Here is a 15,992-nt window from a genome sequence, read left to right as displayed (position 1 = left end):
TGAAAACCTGATGTAACGGGTAACAGTCTGTATCAGGACGATTTTCGGAAAAGGTGGAGGCTGGCTGGCGCAACTTCAGGCAGTAGCATGATGATTTATCTGAATTTTTCGGAAAAATGATTACCAAATCTTACGGTTTCAGTCATTTACGCTCAGCGGATTCGCTTATATACTCGTGGGTCTGCTACCAGCAAACAGACGGATTTCATGTATCAACCTGTCGCACTCTTCATAGGCTTACGTTACATGCGTGGGCGCGCCGCGGACCGCTTCGGTCGCTTTGTCTCCTGGCTTTCAACCATCGGCATTACGCTTGGCGTGATGGCGCTGGTGACGGTGCTTTCCGTCATGAATGGCTTCGAGCGCGAGCTGCAAAACAATATCCTGGGGCTGATGCCGCAGGCCGTACTCTCTTCGACTAACGGTTCCGTTAACCCACAGCAGCTGCCGGAAAGCGCGGCGAAGTTACAGGGCGTCACGCGCGTTGCGCCGCTCACGACGGGTGATGTGGTGCTGCAGAGCGCCCGCAGCGTGGCGGTGGGGGTGATGCTGGGTATCGATCCAGCACAAAAAGACCCGCTGACGCCGTTCCTGGTCAATGTGAAACAAACCGACCTGCAGGCAGGCAAATATAACGTGATCCTCGGCGAGCAGCTCGCCGGGCAGCTTGGCGTCAACCGTGGCGATCGGCTGCGCGTGATGGTGCCCTCGGCCAGCCAGTTTACGCCGATGGGGCGCCTGCCGAGCCAGCGCCTGTTCAACGTGATTGGCACCTTTGCGGCGAACAGCGAAGTCGACGGCTATCAGATGCTGGTCAACATTCAGGACGCCTCGCGTCTGATGCGTTATCCGGCGGGCAATATCACCGGCTGGCGCCTGTGGCTGGACGCGCCGCTGAAGGTGGATACCCTCAGCCAGCAGGCGCTGCCGGAAGGGGCAAAATGGCAGGACTGGCGCGAGCGTAAAGGTGAGCTGTTCCAGGCCGTGCGCATGGAGAAAAACATGATGGGGCTGCTGCTGAGCCTGATCGTGGCCGTTGCCGCCTTTAACATCATCACCTCGCTGGGTCTGATGGTGATGGAGAAGCAGGGCGAAGTCGCCATTCTGCAAACCCAGGGGCTGACGCCGCGCCAGATTATGGCGGTGTTTATGGTCCAGGGTGCCAGCGCCGGCATCATCGGCGCGCTGCTGGGCGCGGCGCTGGGCGCGCTGCTGGCCAGCCAGCTGAATAACCTCATGCCGATTATCGGCGCGCTGCTTGATGGCGCGGCGCTGCCGGTGGCTATCGAGCCGCTGCAGGTGGTCGGTATTGCGCTGGCCGTGATGGCCGTTGCGCTGCTTTCTACGCTTTATCCTTCCTGGCGCGCTGCCGCCACTCAACCCGCTGAGGCTTTACGTTATGAATAAGATCCTGTTGCAATGCGACAACCTGTCCAAACGCTATCAGGAAGGCACCGTGCAGACCGACGTGCTGCACAATGTGAGTTTTAGCGTGGGTGAAGGCGAAATGATGGCGATTGTCGGCAGCTCCGGCTCCGGCAAAAGTACGCTGCTGCACCTGCTGGGCGGGCTGGACACGCCAACCGAAGGCGATGTGATCTTCTCCGGCCAGCCGTTGAGCAAAATGTCCTCTACGGCGAAAGCCGAGTTGCGTAACCGCGAGCTGGGCTTTATCTACCAGTTCCACCATCTGCTGCCGGACTTCACCGCGCTGGAAAACGTGGCGATACCGCTGCTGATTGGTAAAAAGAAGCCGGCAGAGATCAACGCCCGCGCCAGCGACATGCTGAAAGCGGTAGGGCTCGGTCATCGCGGTAATCACCGCCCGTCCGAGCTCTCCGGCGGCGAGCGTCAGCGCGTGGCGATTGCCCGCGCGCTGGTCAATAATCCGCGGCTGGTGCTGGCGGATGAACCGACCGGTAACCTCGACGCGCGCAACGCGGACAGCATTTTCCAGCTTCTTGGCGAGCTGAACGCCTCGCAGGGCACCGCGTTTCTGGTGGTAACCCACGATCTGCAGCTGGCTAAACGGATGGGGCGTCAGCTGGAAATGCGCGATGGCCACCTGAATGCAGAACTGACCCTGATGGGAGCGGAGTAATGGCTTCACCGTTATCGTTACTCATCGGGTTACGCTTCAGCCGCGGTCGTCGCCGGAGCGGAATGGTGTCGCTTATCTCCGTAATCTCCACAATCGGTATTGCCCTTGGCGTGGCGGTGCTGATCGTCGGGCTGAGCGCCATGAACGGCTTTGAGCGTGAGCTGAATAACCGCATTCTGGCCGTTGTGCCCCATGGTGAAATCGAGCCGGTTAACCAGCCGTGGTCTGACTGGAGCAATGCCCTTAACAAAGTGGAAAACGTGCCCGGCATTGCCGCGGCTGCTCCTTATATTAACTTTACCGGGCTGGTGGAGAGCGGGGTGAACCTGCGCGCCATTCAGGTGAAAGGGGTAAATCCGCGTCAGGAAGCGCGCCTGAGCGCGCTGCCGCGCTACGTGCAAAATGGCGCATGGGCAAACTTTAAGGCCGGCGAGCAGCAGATCATCATGGGCAAAGGCGTTGCCGATGCGCTGAAGGTGAAGCAGGGCGACTGGGTATCGATCATGATCCCGAACGCCAGCGCTGACCACAAATTGCAGCAGCCTAAGCGCGTACGTCTGCACGTTACCGGCATTCTTCAGCTGAGCGGCCAGCTTGACCATAGCTTTGCGATGGTGCCGCTGGAAGATGCGCGGCAGTACCTCGATATGCCCGACAGCGTGACGGGTATTGCCATCAAGGTTAACGACGTCTTTAACGCCAACACGCTGGTGCGCGATGCCGGCAGCGTGACCAATAGCTACGTTTACATCAAAAGCTGGATCGGCACTTACGGCTATATGTACCGTGATATCCAGATGATCCGCGCGATTATGTATCTGGCGATGGTGCTGGTGATTGGTGTGGCGTGCTTTAACATCGTCTCAACGCTGGTCATGGCGGTTAAGGACAAGAGCGGCGACATTGCCGTGCTGCGTACCCTTGGGGCGAAAGACGGTCTTATCCGCGCCATCTTCGTCTGGTACGGTTTGCTGGCGGGGCTGTTTGGCAGCCTCTGCGGCGTGGCGATCGGCGTGGTGGTTTCCCTCCAGCTGACGCCGATTATCAACGGGATTGAAAAGCTCATTGGCCATCAGTTCCTGTCGGGCGATATCTATTTTATTGACTTCCTGCCGTCTGAACTGCACTGGCTGGACGTTATTTATGTGCTGGTTACGGCACTTTTACTGAGTCTGCTGGCAAGCTGGTATCCGGCGCGTCGCGCAAGCCGTATCGATCCGGCGAGGGTATTAAGTGGCCAGTAATTTCGTCATGGTTTAGCGGTCTTTTGGCCGCTGAATCAAGCAGAGGAATGCATCATGTATTACGGATTTGATATTGGCGGCACCAAGATTGCGCTGGGCGTTTTTGATAACGATCTCAAACTCCAGTGGGAAACCCGCGTGCCCACGCCGCGCGATAGCTACGATGAATTTTTAACCGCCATCGCCGCGCTGGTGGCGCAGGCGGATGAACGCTTTGGCGTCAAGGGCAGCGTCGGCATTGGTATTCCGGGTATGCCCGAAACCGACGACGGCACGCTGTATGCCGCCAACGTTCCCGCCGCCAGCGGCAAGCCGCTGCGCGCCGATCTTTCTGCCCTCCTTGAACGCGACGTGCGCTTAGACAACGATGCCAACTGCTTTGCCCTCTCCGAAGCCTGGGACGACGAGTTTCGTCGCTACCCGCTGGTGATGGGGCTGATCCTCGGCACGGGCGTCGGAGGGGGGGATTGTCATTAACGGCAAACCCATCACCGGGCGCAGCTACATCACCGGCGAATTTGGCCACATTCGTCTCCCGGTGGACGCGCTGGACGTAGTCGGGCGCGATTTCCCGCTTACCCGCTGCGGCTGCGGCCAGCACGGCTGCATTGAAAACTATCTGTCGGGACGGGGGTTTGCATGGCTGTATGAACACTTCTATCATCAGAAACGTGAGGCCCCCCAAATCATTACCTTGTGGGAACAAGGGGATGCGCAGGCGCGAGAGCACGTTGAACGCTATCTCGACCTGCTGGCGGTGTGTCTGGGAAATATCCTGACCATCGTTGACCCGGACCTGCTGGTGATCGGGGGAGGGCTGTCAAACTTTACCGCGATTACGGAACGGTTGTCCGGGCGTTTGCCCCGACATTTATTGCCGGTTGCCCGCGTGCCGCGCATTGAGCGTGCGCGACACGGGGACGCAGGAGGCATGCGCGGAGCCGCATTCCTTCATCTCACCGATTAGTTTACGAGGTTACTATGCTGTCGCGTCGCCAGGGTCGACTCAGCCGTTTTCGCAAAAATAAACGCCGCTTACGTGAACGCCTGCGTCAGCGGATCTTTTTCAGAGACAGGATGATGCCAGAAGCGATGGACAAACCCAGAGTGGTGGTGTTAACCGGGGCGGGGATCTCCGCTGAATCCGGTATTCAGACCTTCCGCGCAGCGGACGGGCTGTGGGAAGAGCATCGGGTTGAAGACGTGGCGACGCCGGAAGGCTTTGCCCGCGATCCGGCGCTGGTGCAGGCGTTTTACAACGCCCGTCGCCGCCAGCTTCAGCAGCCGGAGATTGCGCCAAACGCGGCGCACCTGGCGCTGGCCAGGCTGGAGGAAGCGCTGGGGGATCGTTTTCTGCTGGTCACGCAGAATATCGACAACCTTCATGAAAGAGCCGGTAACCACAATATCATCCATATGCATGGCGAACTGCTCAAGGTGCGCTGTGCCTGGAGCGGCCAGGTGCTGGACTGGAAAGAGGACGTGCTGGACGAGGACCGGTGCCACTGCTGCCAGTTCCCTTCGCGTCTGCGCCCGCACGTGGTCTGGTTTGGTGAAATGCCGCTGGGGATGGACGATATCTACAGTGCGCTGGCGATGGCGGACGTCTTTATCGCTATCGGCACCTCAGGGCATGTCTATCCGGCCGCGGGATTTGTGCACGAAGCGCGACTGCAGGGCGCCCACACGGTGGAGCTCAATCTGGAGCCAAGCCAGGTAGGAAGCGAGTTTGAAGAGAAGCATTACGGCCTGGCGAGTGAAGTGGTGCCGGCCTTTGTGGATAAACTTCTGAAGGGGCTGTAAGCGTAACGGGCGACTTTACATCGCCCGTTATAGTTTATCGACCCGCCTTTAGCTTCTGGTAATACTCTTCATAAAGGCGGCTCGCATCACCGACGTCGTTCTGCCATTCGCCTTTGCTGACGGTTTCCGCATCCGGATAGAGCGATTTATCGTTCGCAACGTCGGGGCTTAACAGCTTGCGTGCGGCCAGGTTTGGCGTCGGGTAACCGATGGTTTCCGCAACCTCTTTTGCCACGTCAGGGCGCAGCAGGAAGTTAATCAGCTTCAGCGCGCCATCGACGTTTTTCGCGTTGGCCGGAATCGAGAGGCTGTCCATCCAGAAGATCCCACCTTCTTTCGGCCAGACCACTTCCAGCGGCGTACCGGCCTGACGCGCTACAAACGCAGAGCCGTTCCAGACCATGCCCAGATTCACCTCACCTTCCATATACGGGTTGGCCGGGTTGTCCGAGTTGAACGCCGCCACGTTTGGCATCAGCTTTTTCAGCTCGTTATAAGCCGCCTCGATCTCTTTTGGATCGGTGGTGTTGCCGGAGTATCCAAGTTTACGCAGCGCGATCTGGAACACTTCGCGCGCATCGTCGGTTAACAGCAGGCTGCTTTTGTATTCCGGTTTCCACAGGTCGGCCCAGCCTGAAACCGTTTTGGGATCGATGGCGTCGCTGTTAACGCCAATTGCCGTCGCACCCCAGATATACGGGATGGAGTAGTCGTTATTCGGGTCAAACGGCTTGTTAAGCATCTCCGGATCGAGGTTTGAAAAATTGGTTAGCTTCGTTTTGTCGATCTTCTGGATCATGCCTTCCTTGCGCATTTTGTCGACGAAATAGGTCGACGGCACCACCAGGTCATACGCGCCATCTTTGTAGGTTTTAAGCTTGGCGTACATGGTTTCATTCGACTCATAGGTGGAATAGATCACCTTGATGCCTGTCTCTTTGGTGAACTGTTCCAGCAGGCCCGGCGGCACGTACTCGGTCCAGTTGTAGAAATAGAGCGTTTTGCTGTCATCAGCATGCGCGGCACCCATTCCGAGCACCAGTGCCGCGGCGGCTAGCATTTTTTTCATTTCTGTGTCCCCTGAGATTTTGTTTTATCACGAGCAATAACCTGGCTGGCGATGACCAGAACCAGCGATAACACCAGCAGAATCGTCGCCAGCGCGTTCACTTCGGGTGAAACACCGACCTTAACCATTGAGTAGATCTTTAACGGCAGAATTTCATAGCTCGGCCCGGTGACGAAGGAGGAGACCACCACATCGTCCATCGACAGGGTAAAGCTGAGCAGCCACCCGGCGGCCACGGCAGGCATCGCCAGCGGCAGGATGATTTTGCGCAGAATCGTCATCTCGCTGGCACCGAGATCTTTCGCTGCTTCCAGCATTCGCACATCGAACCCTTTCAGACGCGCATAGACCGTGACCACCACGAACGGCAGGCAGAAGGTGATATGCGAGAACAGCAGCGACCAGAAGCCGAGCTGGACGCCCAGCAGCATAAACAGCACCAGTAGTGAAATGGCCATCACGATATCCGGGGACATCATCACCACAAACAGCATGCCGCTGACGAACGGCTTCCCGCGGAAACGGTAGCGGTACAGCGCCACGGCGGTCAGCGAGCCAATCAGCGTGGCGAAGGTGGCAGAAAACACCGCCATCGTCAGCGAGTGCTGCGCGGCCTGGAGCAGGCTGTCATTGTTCATCAGCAGGCCATACCATTTGGTGGTAAAGCCTTGCCAGTTAATCCCGAAGCGGGAGCTGTTAAACGAGTTCACGATTAAAATGATAATCGGAATATAGAGATACGCATAAATGGCGGTCATAAAACCGCCGCGAAGCAGTCGACCGATCATTCCAGCTCCACCTTCTTGTTCAGCAGGCGCGAGGCACGCCAGTAGACCAGCAGCATCAGCCCCATCACCACCGTCAGCGTAATGCTGGTGGCCGAGCCGAACGGCCAGTCGCGGATGTTCAGGAACTGGCTCTTAATCACGTTGCCGATCAGCAGGTTTTTCGCGCCGCCCATCAGGTCCGACACGTAGAACAGACCCATCGCAGGTAACATCACCAGCAGGCAGCCGGCGATAATGCCCGGCATGGTCAGCGGAATAATGATGCGGATAAAGGTTTGCAGCCGGCTGGCGCCCAGGTCTTTTGCCGCTTCCAGCAGCGGCTTATCGAGCTTTTCAATGCTGGAGTAGAGCGGCATCACCATAAACGGCAGCAGGATATAAACCAGCCCGACGATCACCGCGCCCGGCGTGAACATGATGCGGATCGGCGTATCGATTACCCCCAGCCACAGCAGAAACTCGTTCAGATAGCCTTTCGTGCTGAGGAAGATTTTCAGCCCGTAGATGCGGATTAGCGAGTTGGTCCAGAACGGCACAATGAGTAAAAACAGCAGCAGCGGGCGCACTTTCTGCGGCAGGCGTGCCAGGAACCACGCGAACGGATACCCCAGCACCAGGCAGGCAACGGTGGCAATCAGCGCCATATTGAGCGAGTGCAGCAGCACGTCAAAATAGAGCGGATCGAGCAGGCGCGCGTAGTTGTCCAGCGTAAAGACCAGCGCAACGAAGTTTGCGTCGTCGCGGGTCAGGAAGCTGGTTACGATGATCATCAGGTTGGGAAGAAAGACAAACAACACAAGCCAACCGACGATCGTGGCAATCACCACATTCTGGAACTTACTCGTGTTCTTCATCAGCCAGTACAACCTCCCAGCTTTCTACCCAGTTGATGACCATTTTCTGATCCAGCGAATGGTCAAAGTCCGGATCGTCCTCGTTAAAGAACTCGCTGACCATTACCATTTTGCCGTTTTCCAGCTCCACTACGGATTCGAGGGTCATCCCTTTATAGTTACGTTCGCGAACGTAACCGATCAGACCTTCGACTTCAGCCGTATCGTGGATCTCATCAACGCGGAGATCTTCCGGGCGCAGCAGGACGTTAAGCTTTTGTCCCTTTTCGACGGCAAAGTTGACGGTAATATTGCATTCGCGGCCCTCGACGTTCGCGCGAACGCGCTGTTCGTCCAGGCGCTCAATCACCGTAGCGTTAAAGATATTGATTTCGCCTATGAAGCTGGCGACGAACAGGTTTTTCGGCTCTTCGTAAATTTCACGCGGCGTGCCGTCCTGTTCAATTTTACCGTCGCGCATCACCACGATACGGTCTGACATGGTCAGAGCCTCTTCCTGATCGTGGGTGACGAACACGAACGTAATGCCGAGCTTGCGCTGAAGCGCCTTCAGCTCGTTCTGCATCTGCTTGCGCAGCTTGTAGTCCAGCGCGGAGAGCGACTCATCCAGCAGGAGCAGGCGCGGCTTATTGACCACGGCGCGGGCGATGGCCACACGCTGCTGCTGGCCGCCGGAAAGCTGATGCGGCTTGCGCTGGGCGAACGCCTCCAGCTGCACCATCCGCAGGGCCTCAGTGACGCGCGGCGGGATCTCGCTGGCGGGCGTTTTTTGCATGCGCAGGCCAAACGCCACGTTTTCAAACACGGTCATGTGCGGGAACAGGGCATAGCTCTGAAAGACGGTGTTGACGTGGCGGTCTTCGGCAGGAACCTGGGTAATGTCCTGGTTCTCAAGATGGATATGGCCGTTATCGACGCTTTCCAGCCCGGCGATAAGGCGCAGTACGGTGGTTTTGCCGCAGCCGGAGGGGCCAAGCAGCGTGAGAAACTCACCGTCATTGATGGTCAGGTTGAGGTCGGAAATGACGTCTTTGCCATCAAAACTTTTACGAATTCGTTCCAGTTGCACCAGTGGTGAAAGGGAACGGGGTTGTGTATTCAATTTTCGCGCTGTCCCATATAGACGCCTCAGGCAGCAGACTGAAGCGGGGTTTGTGTGTAACCACCTTGGTGACTCGTAATGAGGGCGGACATTCTACGGCAAACCCATTGAATCGCCAATCCTTCTCCCTTATTCATAAGCTACATTTATTAACGCAGAACGATATAAACGTAAAAAGTTCTCGTTTGCGGGATAAAAGTGACCTGACGCAATATTTGCGTTTTGCTGCTTAATGATAATGTTGTCACAAAAAGTGAGGGTGACTGCATGGATAAACTACTTGAGCGTTTTTTACATTACGTTTCGCTGGATACCCAATCTAAACCGGGTGTCCGACAGGTGCCCAGCACTGAAGGCCAGTGGAAGCTGCTAAACCTTTTGAAAGAGCAGCTTGAGGCCATGGGGCTGGTGAACGTCACGCTGAGCGAAAAAGGGACCGTGATGGGAACGCTGCCGGCGAACGTGGACGGAGATATCCCGGCTATTGGCTTTATTTCTCATGTCGATACTTCACCCGATTTTAGCGGTAAACACGTTAACCCGCAGATTGTTGAAAACTACCGCGGCGGTGATATTGCGCTGGGGATTGGCGATGAAGTGCTGTCGCCGGTGATGTTCCCGGTCCTGCATCAGCTGCTTGGGCAGACGTTAATCACTACCGACGGCAAAACCTTGCTGGGCGCCGATGACAAAGCGGGCATCGCCGAGATCGTGACGGCGCTGGCGGTGCTGAAGGGCAAAAATATTCCCCATGGCGACATTCGCGTGGCCTTCACGCCGGATGAGGAAGTGGGGAAAGGGGCAAAACACTTTGACGTTGAGGCTTTCAACGCCCGGTGGGCCTACACCGTTGATGGCGGCGGCGTGGGTGAACTTGAGTATGAGAACTTCAACGCGGCATCGGTGACCATCAAAATCGTCGGTAATAACGTGCACCCGGGGTCGGCGAAAGGGGTGATGGTCAATGCGCTGTCGCTTGCCGCTCGCATTCATGCGGAAGTTCCGGCCGAAGAGAGCCCGGAGATGACGGAAGGGTATGAAGGTTTTTATCACCTGACCAGCATCAAGGGAACCGTAGACAGCGCGCAGATGCACTACATCGTCCGCGATTTTGACCGCAAAGCCTTTGAGGCGCGCAAGCGCAAGATGATGGAGATCGCGAAGAAGGTCGGCAAGGGGCTGCACCCGGACTGCTATATTGAGCTGATTATCGAAGACAGCTATTACAATATGCGCGAGAAGGTGATGGCGCATCCGCACATTCTTGATATCGCTCAGCAGGCGATGCGCGATTGCGACATCGAACCGGTGTTGAAACCGATCCGCGGCGGCACCGATGGTTCACAGCTGTCGTTTATGGGGCTGCCGTGCCCGAACCTGTTTACCGGCGGGTATAACTATCACGGCAAGCATGAGTTCGTGACGCTGGAAGGGATGGAGAAAGCGGTGCAGGTGATTGTGCGAATTGCAGAGTTAACCGCGAAGCGATGAGGCGTTGCCGGGTAAGCGAAGCGCTACCCGGCACAATCACGACTTAGTCTTCAAAAAACCAGTAGCCGCTGTTTACCAGCGCGGCCAGCATGGCGAGGAAAGAAGGGTCGTCCAGCGCGTCGCCAAAGGTATCCGCGGTCAACACCATGTGGCTGGCAATGGCTTCCAGCGCCGGGCGGTGCGGGGAGTCGAGCTTCTCGCCGTTCACGAAAACCTCTTCGCCAATGCGCAGGACGCGTAACCCGCCCAGACGCACCAGCTTATCGCCCTGCTGGAGCGCATCGTAAATTTCATCTGCCTGATACGGCGGCTCCGGCGGTGCGACGTCCAGCTCGTGACGCGACTGGCTGATAAACTCGCCAAACCACTGCCTGAAGTGCTCCGGCTCGTTGATCAGATCCAGCATCATGCCGCGCAGCTTATCCAGCTCCTCTGGCAGAATATCTGCCGGGTGCTCACGCGACGGTACGTCCGGATCGCTGTAACGGTGGCTGCCCAGCTCGCGCTGCAACACATAGTCAGCGAATCCGCTGATCATTTCGCGGCCGCTTGGCGCGCGGAAGCCGACAGAATAGTTAAGCGAGTTTTCCAGAGAATAACCCTCATGCGGGAATCCTGGCGGGATATATAGGATGTCGCCCGGCTCCAGCTCCTCGTCAATAATCCCTTCAAACGGATCAACCTGAAGCAGGTCCGGGTGCGGACAGTGCTGCTTCATCGGCACTTTCTCGCCCACGCGCCAGCGGCGGCGGCCGGTGCCCTGAATGATAAACACGTCGTACTGGTCCAGATGCGGGCCAACGCCGCCCCCCGGAACGGAGAAGGAGATCATCAGATCGTCCATTCGCCAGTCTGGCAGGGCGCGGAAAGGACGCATTAAGGCTGCGGTAGGTTCGTGCCAGTTGTTAACCGCCTGTACCAGTAAAGACCAGTTGCTCTCGCCCAGGTGATCGTAACTTTCAAATGGACCGTGGCTGACCTGCCATTTTCCGTCCTGGTGGCTTACCAGACGGCTGTCCACCTCGTTTTCCATCGCCAGACCGGCAAGCTCGTCAGGGGAGATAGGGTCGATAAAATTGCTGATCCCGCGCTTAAGAACGACCGGGCGCTTTTGCCAGTAACGTTCAATAAATTCGGGCCAGTTAAGCGTTAATTGATAATCCATATTTTTGTATTCCGCAGGCTCTTACTGAGACGGATTATAACGGAAGCACAGAACCCTGGGTGCGCGATCCGCGTATTTTTCACATAACGGGTTAACTATCGTTCGATACAGGCTGCTGGCGGCCAAAAATGGCCTCCATTCGGGCGCCGCCCAGCAAACTTTCGCCGGTTTCGATCCTGCCATCGTACTGATCGACAATTTCACGGGCGACGGACAATCCCACCCCTTGTCCCGGACGCAGGGTGTCGGCGCGTTGACCGCGATCGAATACCACCTCACGTTTGTTGCGGGGAATGCCGGGGCCGTCGTCCTCAACGATAATATGCAGTTCGTTATCCGTAACGCGCGCGGACACCTCGACAAACTCCAGGCAGTATTTACAGGCGTTATCAAGCAGGTTGCCCATCACCTCCATAAAGTCATTTTTCTCACCGACAAAGCTAATTTCCGGTGAAATATCGAGGCTGATATTGACCCCTTTACGCTGGTATACCTTGTTCAGCGCGGAGGTCAGGTTATCCAGCAGCGGGGCAACCGGGTGCAGCTCCCGGCTCAGCAGGGCGCTTCCGGAGCGCATACTTGCCCGGTGCAGGTAATAACCTATCTGCTGTGATATGCGGCTGATCTGTTCCAGCATTACCGGCTCGGCATCATCAACGCTCATCTTTGAACTGCGCATTGAGCGCAGGGTGCTTTGCATCACCGCCAGCGGCGTTTTCAGGCTGTGCGTAAGGTCGGTGAGGGTCGTACGATATTTGTCGTAGCGTTCTCGCTCGCTTTTCAGCAGGCGGTTGAGGTTGCGCACCAGGCTGGTCAGTTCGCGCGTGGTCTCCGGGTTAAGCTTCTCGCGGTGATGCTCCTCCAGCTCGCGCACCTCTTTGGCCAGGGATTCAATCGGGCGCAAGCTCCACCACGCAGCGACCCACAGCAGGGGGATCACCAGCAGCAGGTTGGCGGCCAGAACATAGACGAACCAGTTCCAGACCATATATGAGCGTTTCAGCTCCACCGGTATCGTGTCTACCACCACAATGGTCAACTGCGGCATGTGCACCGTGGCGGGATAAAGGTTGATGGCCACCGAGTGGGTCAGCTCCGTGTCGTCATCTTCTTCACGGATCTCGTTGAGCCTGTTCTGTAACGCGCGATCGTCATGCAGCAGGGTGCTGGTGGAGTTGAGATCGGCTTCTATCTCATGAAAACCGTTGGTTTTCAGCCATTCCGGCCGGATGCGTTTTTTCAGCCAGGGGACATTACGCTGCGCCCAGAGCAATTTTCCCTTTTCATCGTAGATCAGCGCCAGCGTCGGACTCTGCTGATTCAGGTTTTCCGGCATCTCGACGGTGATCCGGTTGTTTTCCCATTTCGCCAGGGTATAAAATAGGTTACTTTCCCCGCGTAACAGGCGGAAGGTGGTTTTATCGAAGCTTACGCTATACCCGACCAGAGCCACCATCCCGTAAGAAAGAGACAGCACCATCACTACGGCAGCGGTAGCCAGCAGAAAACGCACCCGCAGCGAAAGGGGCAAAATGTGGCGCAAAATTCCTTTCATCAGCGTAATTCGAACAGGTAGCCCTGACCGCGCACGGTGGTGATCACCTCATGCGGGTACTGCGCCTGAATTTTTTTACGTAAACGGCCCATCAGCACGTCAATAGTGTGGCTTTCGCGCAGCTCGGCATCCGGATAAAGCTGAAGCATCAGGGAATCTTTGCTCACCACCTTCCCGCTGTTTCGGATCAGCGTTTCCATAATGGTGTATTCAAATGCGGTCAGCTTAATGACCTCATCGTTAATCGAAAATTCGCGGCGGGAGAGATCCACCTGGAACGGCGGCAGTGAGATCACCTGCGACGCCAGCCCGCTGTTGCGGCGCAGCAGCGCCTGCATGCGCGCAGCCACCTCTTCTATATGGAACGGCTTGGTAACGTAATCGTCCGCGCCTGCGCTCAGCACTTCAACCTTGTCCTGCCAGCCTTCACGGGCAGTCAGCACCAGCACCGGGAGAGAAATATCATGGCTGCGCCAGCGGCGGATAAGGGACAGGCCGTCTTCGTCAGGCAACCCTAAATCGACAATGGCGATATCCGGCAGGTGTTCATTGAGATAATAATCGGCTTCTTTCGCATCTTCGGCATCGTCCACCTGATGGCCCATCTCCTGAAGCTGAACCTTCAGGTGATGGCGTAGCAATGCGTTATCTTCAACAACCAGTACGCGCATTATCGCTTCTCCATTAATAAATAATATGAATAGTTTAACGCTGATTACAGGGTTTGAAACCAGCGTCATGAAATTAAATGAGTGTTTTCATTCCCCCGAACGCATCGCTGCAGGCGTTTGATTATCCAGCATGTTAACTGGACATGGCCTTTACATGGATTCAATCTGCTGCAACGTTTGTGCCTTATCTGGGGCCGGTACCAGAAGAGGGTTAGCGCTGGCCGTCCGGGACAGGCTTCACCCTCAATACGCTCTTATACGGAGCGCGTAATATTAACCGAGTTGCGAGCGTAAGCTTCCGCGTTTCGGAGAAAACAGCCATCTGTTTATAGACTGTTGAAGGCGCGCAGCTTTTTCCACGGGCAGAGGGCAGGTATCCCTCCGGCATACGATGAAAATTTCACCTATACGTCTGCCCGATCCTGTAAGCGTGCTGCCGGGCGTCCCAAAAGCATTTCCTGTTAATGATTTTTATTCTCAATTGCCTTTACAGTGAAAATCATAAGGTGTATTTTAAATGCATCTTTATTGCAGGAGGTATGTATGAGCCATCAAAGAATTCCCAGCCACTGGACGATCAAACGTTCCACTCCCTTTTTTACAAAGGAAAATGTTCCAGCTGCTCTTCTCAGCCATCACAATACCGCTGCCGGAGTCTTTGGTCAGCTTTGCGTTATGGAAGGAACAGTGACCTACTATGGCTTTGCGAATGAAGAGGCGACAGAGCCGGAAGTGAAAGTGGTAATAAACGCTGGCAGCTTCGCAACCAGCCCACCACAGTACTGGCATCGCATTGAGATGACCGATGATGCTCAGTTTAATATCAACTTCTGGGCTGAACCTTCCTTCGCTGGTGAAGAAGTTTACAGCGCTAAAAAAGCATAGTCGTCTGGCTCCCTCAACCACAACCAGGGAGCCGCATCAGAGAACAGAAACGGTATGATGAAATTCTTCTTTCAGTTTTCAAAGCGGGTCGACTACGGCGAACAGGAACTTTGCGCAGAGCTGTCGCTGTTACAGAGGGGTGATTATCAGGAGTATCTGTCTCAGGAGGCACCGTTTTACCCGCTCCCGAATGAGGATGTAACGAGTGAACCCGCCCGTTGAACGGATAATTTTTCAAAGAGGCTGCTTAAGGCGGCCTTTTTATTTGCGTTGAGTTTGATAAGTACAGGTATCCTGGCGGCTCTGGCAACAAAGAACCATCCAGCGATTCCATACGCTAAGCGGGCTAAAGCTTAAAGCAGTTAATCGGGATTATTCGATGTGCTGATGCCGATTTTAACCAGGCTCAATATCATCAGCCCAAGAACCACTGCCACGGCAGTAGCGATCATAAATGCTGTCATAACGATCCTTCTTTGGTTGAGTATGTTTATTAGACTTTATGAGTTCATAAACGTTCAAACCCATCGGCGACACCCGGGCAATCTTTGCTCTGACCTTCATTCAGGTGCGTTTCAATTTGCCAGGCGAGAAGGCAGACCGTAAATCAAGCGCCCGGAAAACAGCCTTTCATTCTTCTTATCTTATGTTTCAAGCCGATTTCTTATCTGTGACACGCGTAAGCTGCACATGAGTTTTGTAAATATTGCCACTTTTTTTGTAAGGATGTTCTCATTCGATAAATCTGTGTCTACACTTATTTTATGGTGCGAAATTAGATTTTCATAACAGATACCATAAAAGCAGCATTTTCACACAACAAACCGGCGGAATATCGAGTAAAGAGGGGCTTATGGAATGGAAGGTTGTTGAGACTATTGCGAGTCCGGAAAGCGGCACTATCTTTTGCAAAGTTGAAACACACTATGGCCTGAATTACATTTTATGGCTTAAGGGCGATTATTACGTTCGTGCAGGTGAGATTATCACTACCTCAAACGAAGGGATCCTGATTAACGACAGACGCCGACGGGTCTGGATTGCGCAGGCAATGCCCTTTTCATCAATAGGCTGGATGGGGTTCAGGAAGAAAAATGAATGCCCAGGGAATCGGCAGGAGATGGATCGCCCGTGCTCGGTTGAGGCACCTTGCCAGTTCAAACTGTGCCCGTTCGGGCTGAAGCGGTATATTCCGCAAAGTTATTCCACGCCGAAAAATAACAATCAATCCAATACTATGCTTTAACCACTGCAAGGCGTGAGG

15 protein-coding genes and 1 pseudogene are annotated in these 15,992 nt (G+C 55.4%); 8 read left to right on the top strand and 8 right to left on the bottom strand.

Annotated features, from left to right (window positions below):
- Positions 1-207 precede the first annotated feature (207 nt).
- The 5 genes and pseudogenes from lolC to cobB all read left to right on the top strand — a co-directional run bounded on the left by lolC (position 208) and on the right by cobB (position 5,148).
- Positions 208-1,407, top strand: coding sequence for a lipoprotein-releasing ABC transporter permease subunit LolC (gene lolC, locus HWQ14_RS18715; protein WP_176610615.1), 1,200 nt, complete (start codon positions 208-210; stop codon positions 1,405-1,407).
- Positions 1,400-2,101 carry a lipoprotein-releasing ABC transporter ATP-binding protein LolD gene (gene lolD, locus HWQ14_RS18710; RefSeq protein ID WP_176610614.1) on the top strand — a complete coding sequence of 234 codons (702 nt, stop codon included), beginning with the start codon at positions 1,400-1,402 and terminating at the stop codon, positions 2,099-2,101. Before lolC ends, lolD begins: the two co-directional genes overlap by 8 nt.
- Positions 2,101-3,345 (top strand): lipoprotein-releasing ABC transporter permease subunit LolE, encoded by a 1,245-nt coding sequence (lolE, locus tag HWQ14_RS18705; protein ID WP_176610613.1) that lies wholly within the window; start codon positions 2,101-2,103, stop codon positions 3,343-3,345. The genes lolD and lolE overlap by 1 nt, the downstream gene beginning before the upstream one ends.
- Before the next feature lie 54 nt (positions 3,346-3,399).
- Positions 3,400-4,312, top strand: a pseudogene (nagK, locus tag HWQ14_RS18700) (N-acetylglucosamine kinase).
- 14 nt (positions 4,313-4,326) lie between these two features.
- Positions 4,327-5,148 (top strand): Sir2 family NAD+-dependent deacetylase, encoded by an 822-nt coding sequence (cobB, locus tag HWQ14_RS18695; RefSeq protein ID WP_148421712.1) that lies wholly within the window; start codon positions 4,327-4,329, stop codon positions 5,146-5,148.
- 34 nt (positions 5,149-5,182) lie between these two features.
- Here the strand turns inward: cobB and potD are convergent, their stop codons facing one another.
- The 4 genes from potD to potA are packed head-to-tail and all read right to left on the bottom strand — an operon-like array spanning position 5,183 to position 8,991.
- Entirely contained in the window at positions 5,183-6,217 is a 1,035-nt protein-coding gene (potD, locus tag HWQ14_RS18690) for a spermidine/putrescine ABC transporter substrate-binding protein PotD (RefSeq protein ID WP_148421711.1), read from the bottom strand.
- Positions 6,214-7,005 carry a spermidine/putrescine ABC transporter permease PotC gene (potC, locus tag HWQ14_RS18685; protein ID WP_015570805.1) on the bottom strand — a complete coding sequence of 264 codons (792 nt, stop codon included), beginning with the start codon at positions 7,003-7,005 and terminating at the stop codon, positions 6,214-6,216. Before potC ends, potD begins: the two co-directional genes overlap by 4 nt.
- Positions 7,002-7,859 (bottom strand): spermidine/putrescine ABC transporter permease PotB, encoded by an 858-nt coding sequence (gene potB / locus HWQ14_RS18680; RefSeq protein ID WP_148421710.1) that lies wholly within the window; start codon positions 7,857-7,859, stop codon positions 7,002-7,004. Before potB ends, potC begins: the two co-directional genes overlap by 4 nt.
- Positions 7,843-8,991: a spermidine/putrescine ABC transporter ATP-binding protein PotA gene (potA, locus tag HWQ14_RS18675; protein WP_176611231.1), complete on the bottom strand. Its 1,149-nt coding sequence runs from the start codon at positions 8,989-8,991 to the stop codon at positions 7,843-7,845. Before potA ends, potB begins: the two co-directional genes overlap by 17 nt.
- A gap of 237 nt (positions 8,992-9,228) precedes the next feature.
- On the opposite strand from potA, the gene pepT reads away from it, so the two are divergent.
- Complete coding sequence (pepT, locus tag HWQ14_RS18670; protein WP_176610612.1) at positions 9,229-10,452, top strand: peptidase T; 1,224 nt, start codon at positions 9,229-9,231, stop codon at positions 10,450-10,452.
- Between the two features lie 43 nt (positions 10,453-10,495).
- On the opposite strand, the gene HWQ14_RS18665 is transcribed toward pepT, so the two are convergent.
- The 3 genes from HWQ14_RS18665 to phoP form a co-directional block, all read right to left on the bottom strand.
- Positions 10,496-11,617: a cupin domain-containing protein gene (locus tag HWQ14_RS18665; protein ID WP_176610611.1), complete on the bottom strand. Its 1,122-nt coding sequence runs from the start codon at positions 11,615-11,617 to the stop codon at positions 10,496-10,498.
- 91 nt (positions 11,618-11,708) lie between these two features.
- Complete coding sequence (gene phoQ, locus HWQ14_RS18660) at positions 11,709-13,172, bottom strand: two-component system sensor histidine kinase PhoQ (RefSeq protein ID WP_148421706.1); 1,464 nt, start codon at positions 13,170-13,172, stop codon at positions 11,709-11,711.
- Entirely contained in the window at positions 13,172-13,843 is a 672-nt protein-coding gene (gene phoP, locus HWQ14_RS18655) for a two-component system response regulator PhoP (RefSeq protein WP_148421705.1), read from the bottom strand. The genes phoQ and phoP overlap by 1 nt, the downstream gene beginning before the upstream one ends.
- Before the next feature lie 543 nt (positions 13,844-14,386).
- Between phoP and HWQ14_RS18650 the strand changes: the two genes are divergently transcribed.
- A complete protein-coding gene (locus tag HWQ14_RS18650; RefSeq protein ID WP_176610610.1) occupies positions 14,387-14,728 on the top strand; it encodes a DUF1971 domain-containing protein in 342 nt (113 codons plus the stop codon).
- Between the two features lie 362 nt (positions 14,729-15,090).
- Here HWQ14_RS18650 and HWQ14_RS23540 read toward each other — a convergent pair whose 3' ends face one another.
- Positions 15,091-15,180, bottom strand: a complete 90-nt coding sequence (locus HWQ14_RS23540; RefSeq protein ID WP_370627195.1) for a YnaM/YnfT family protein — start codon at positions 15,178-15,180, stop codon at positions 15,091-15,093.
- Positions 15,181-15,581: 401 nt separating this feature from the next.
- On the opposite strand from HWQ14_RS23540, the gene HWQ14_RS18645 reads away from it, so the two are divergent.
- Complete coding sequence (locus HWQ14_RS18645; protein ID WP_176610609.1) at positions 15,582-15,974, top strand: hypothetical protein; 393 nt, start codon at positions 15,582-15,584, stop codon at positions 15,972-15,974.
- Positions 15,975-15,992: the final 18 nt, after the last annotated feature.

This window comes from Enterobacter cloacae (assembly GCF_013375935.1).
Classification (GTDB): Bacteria; Pseudomonadota; Gammaproteobacteria; order Enterobacterales; family Enterobacteriaceae; genus Enterobacter; species Enterobacter pasteurii.
This window is presented reverse-complemented; position numbering and strand designations above follow the sequence as displayed.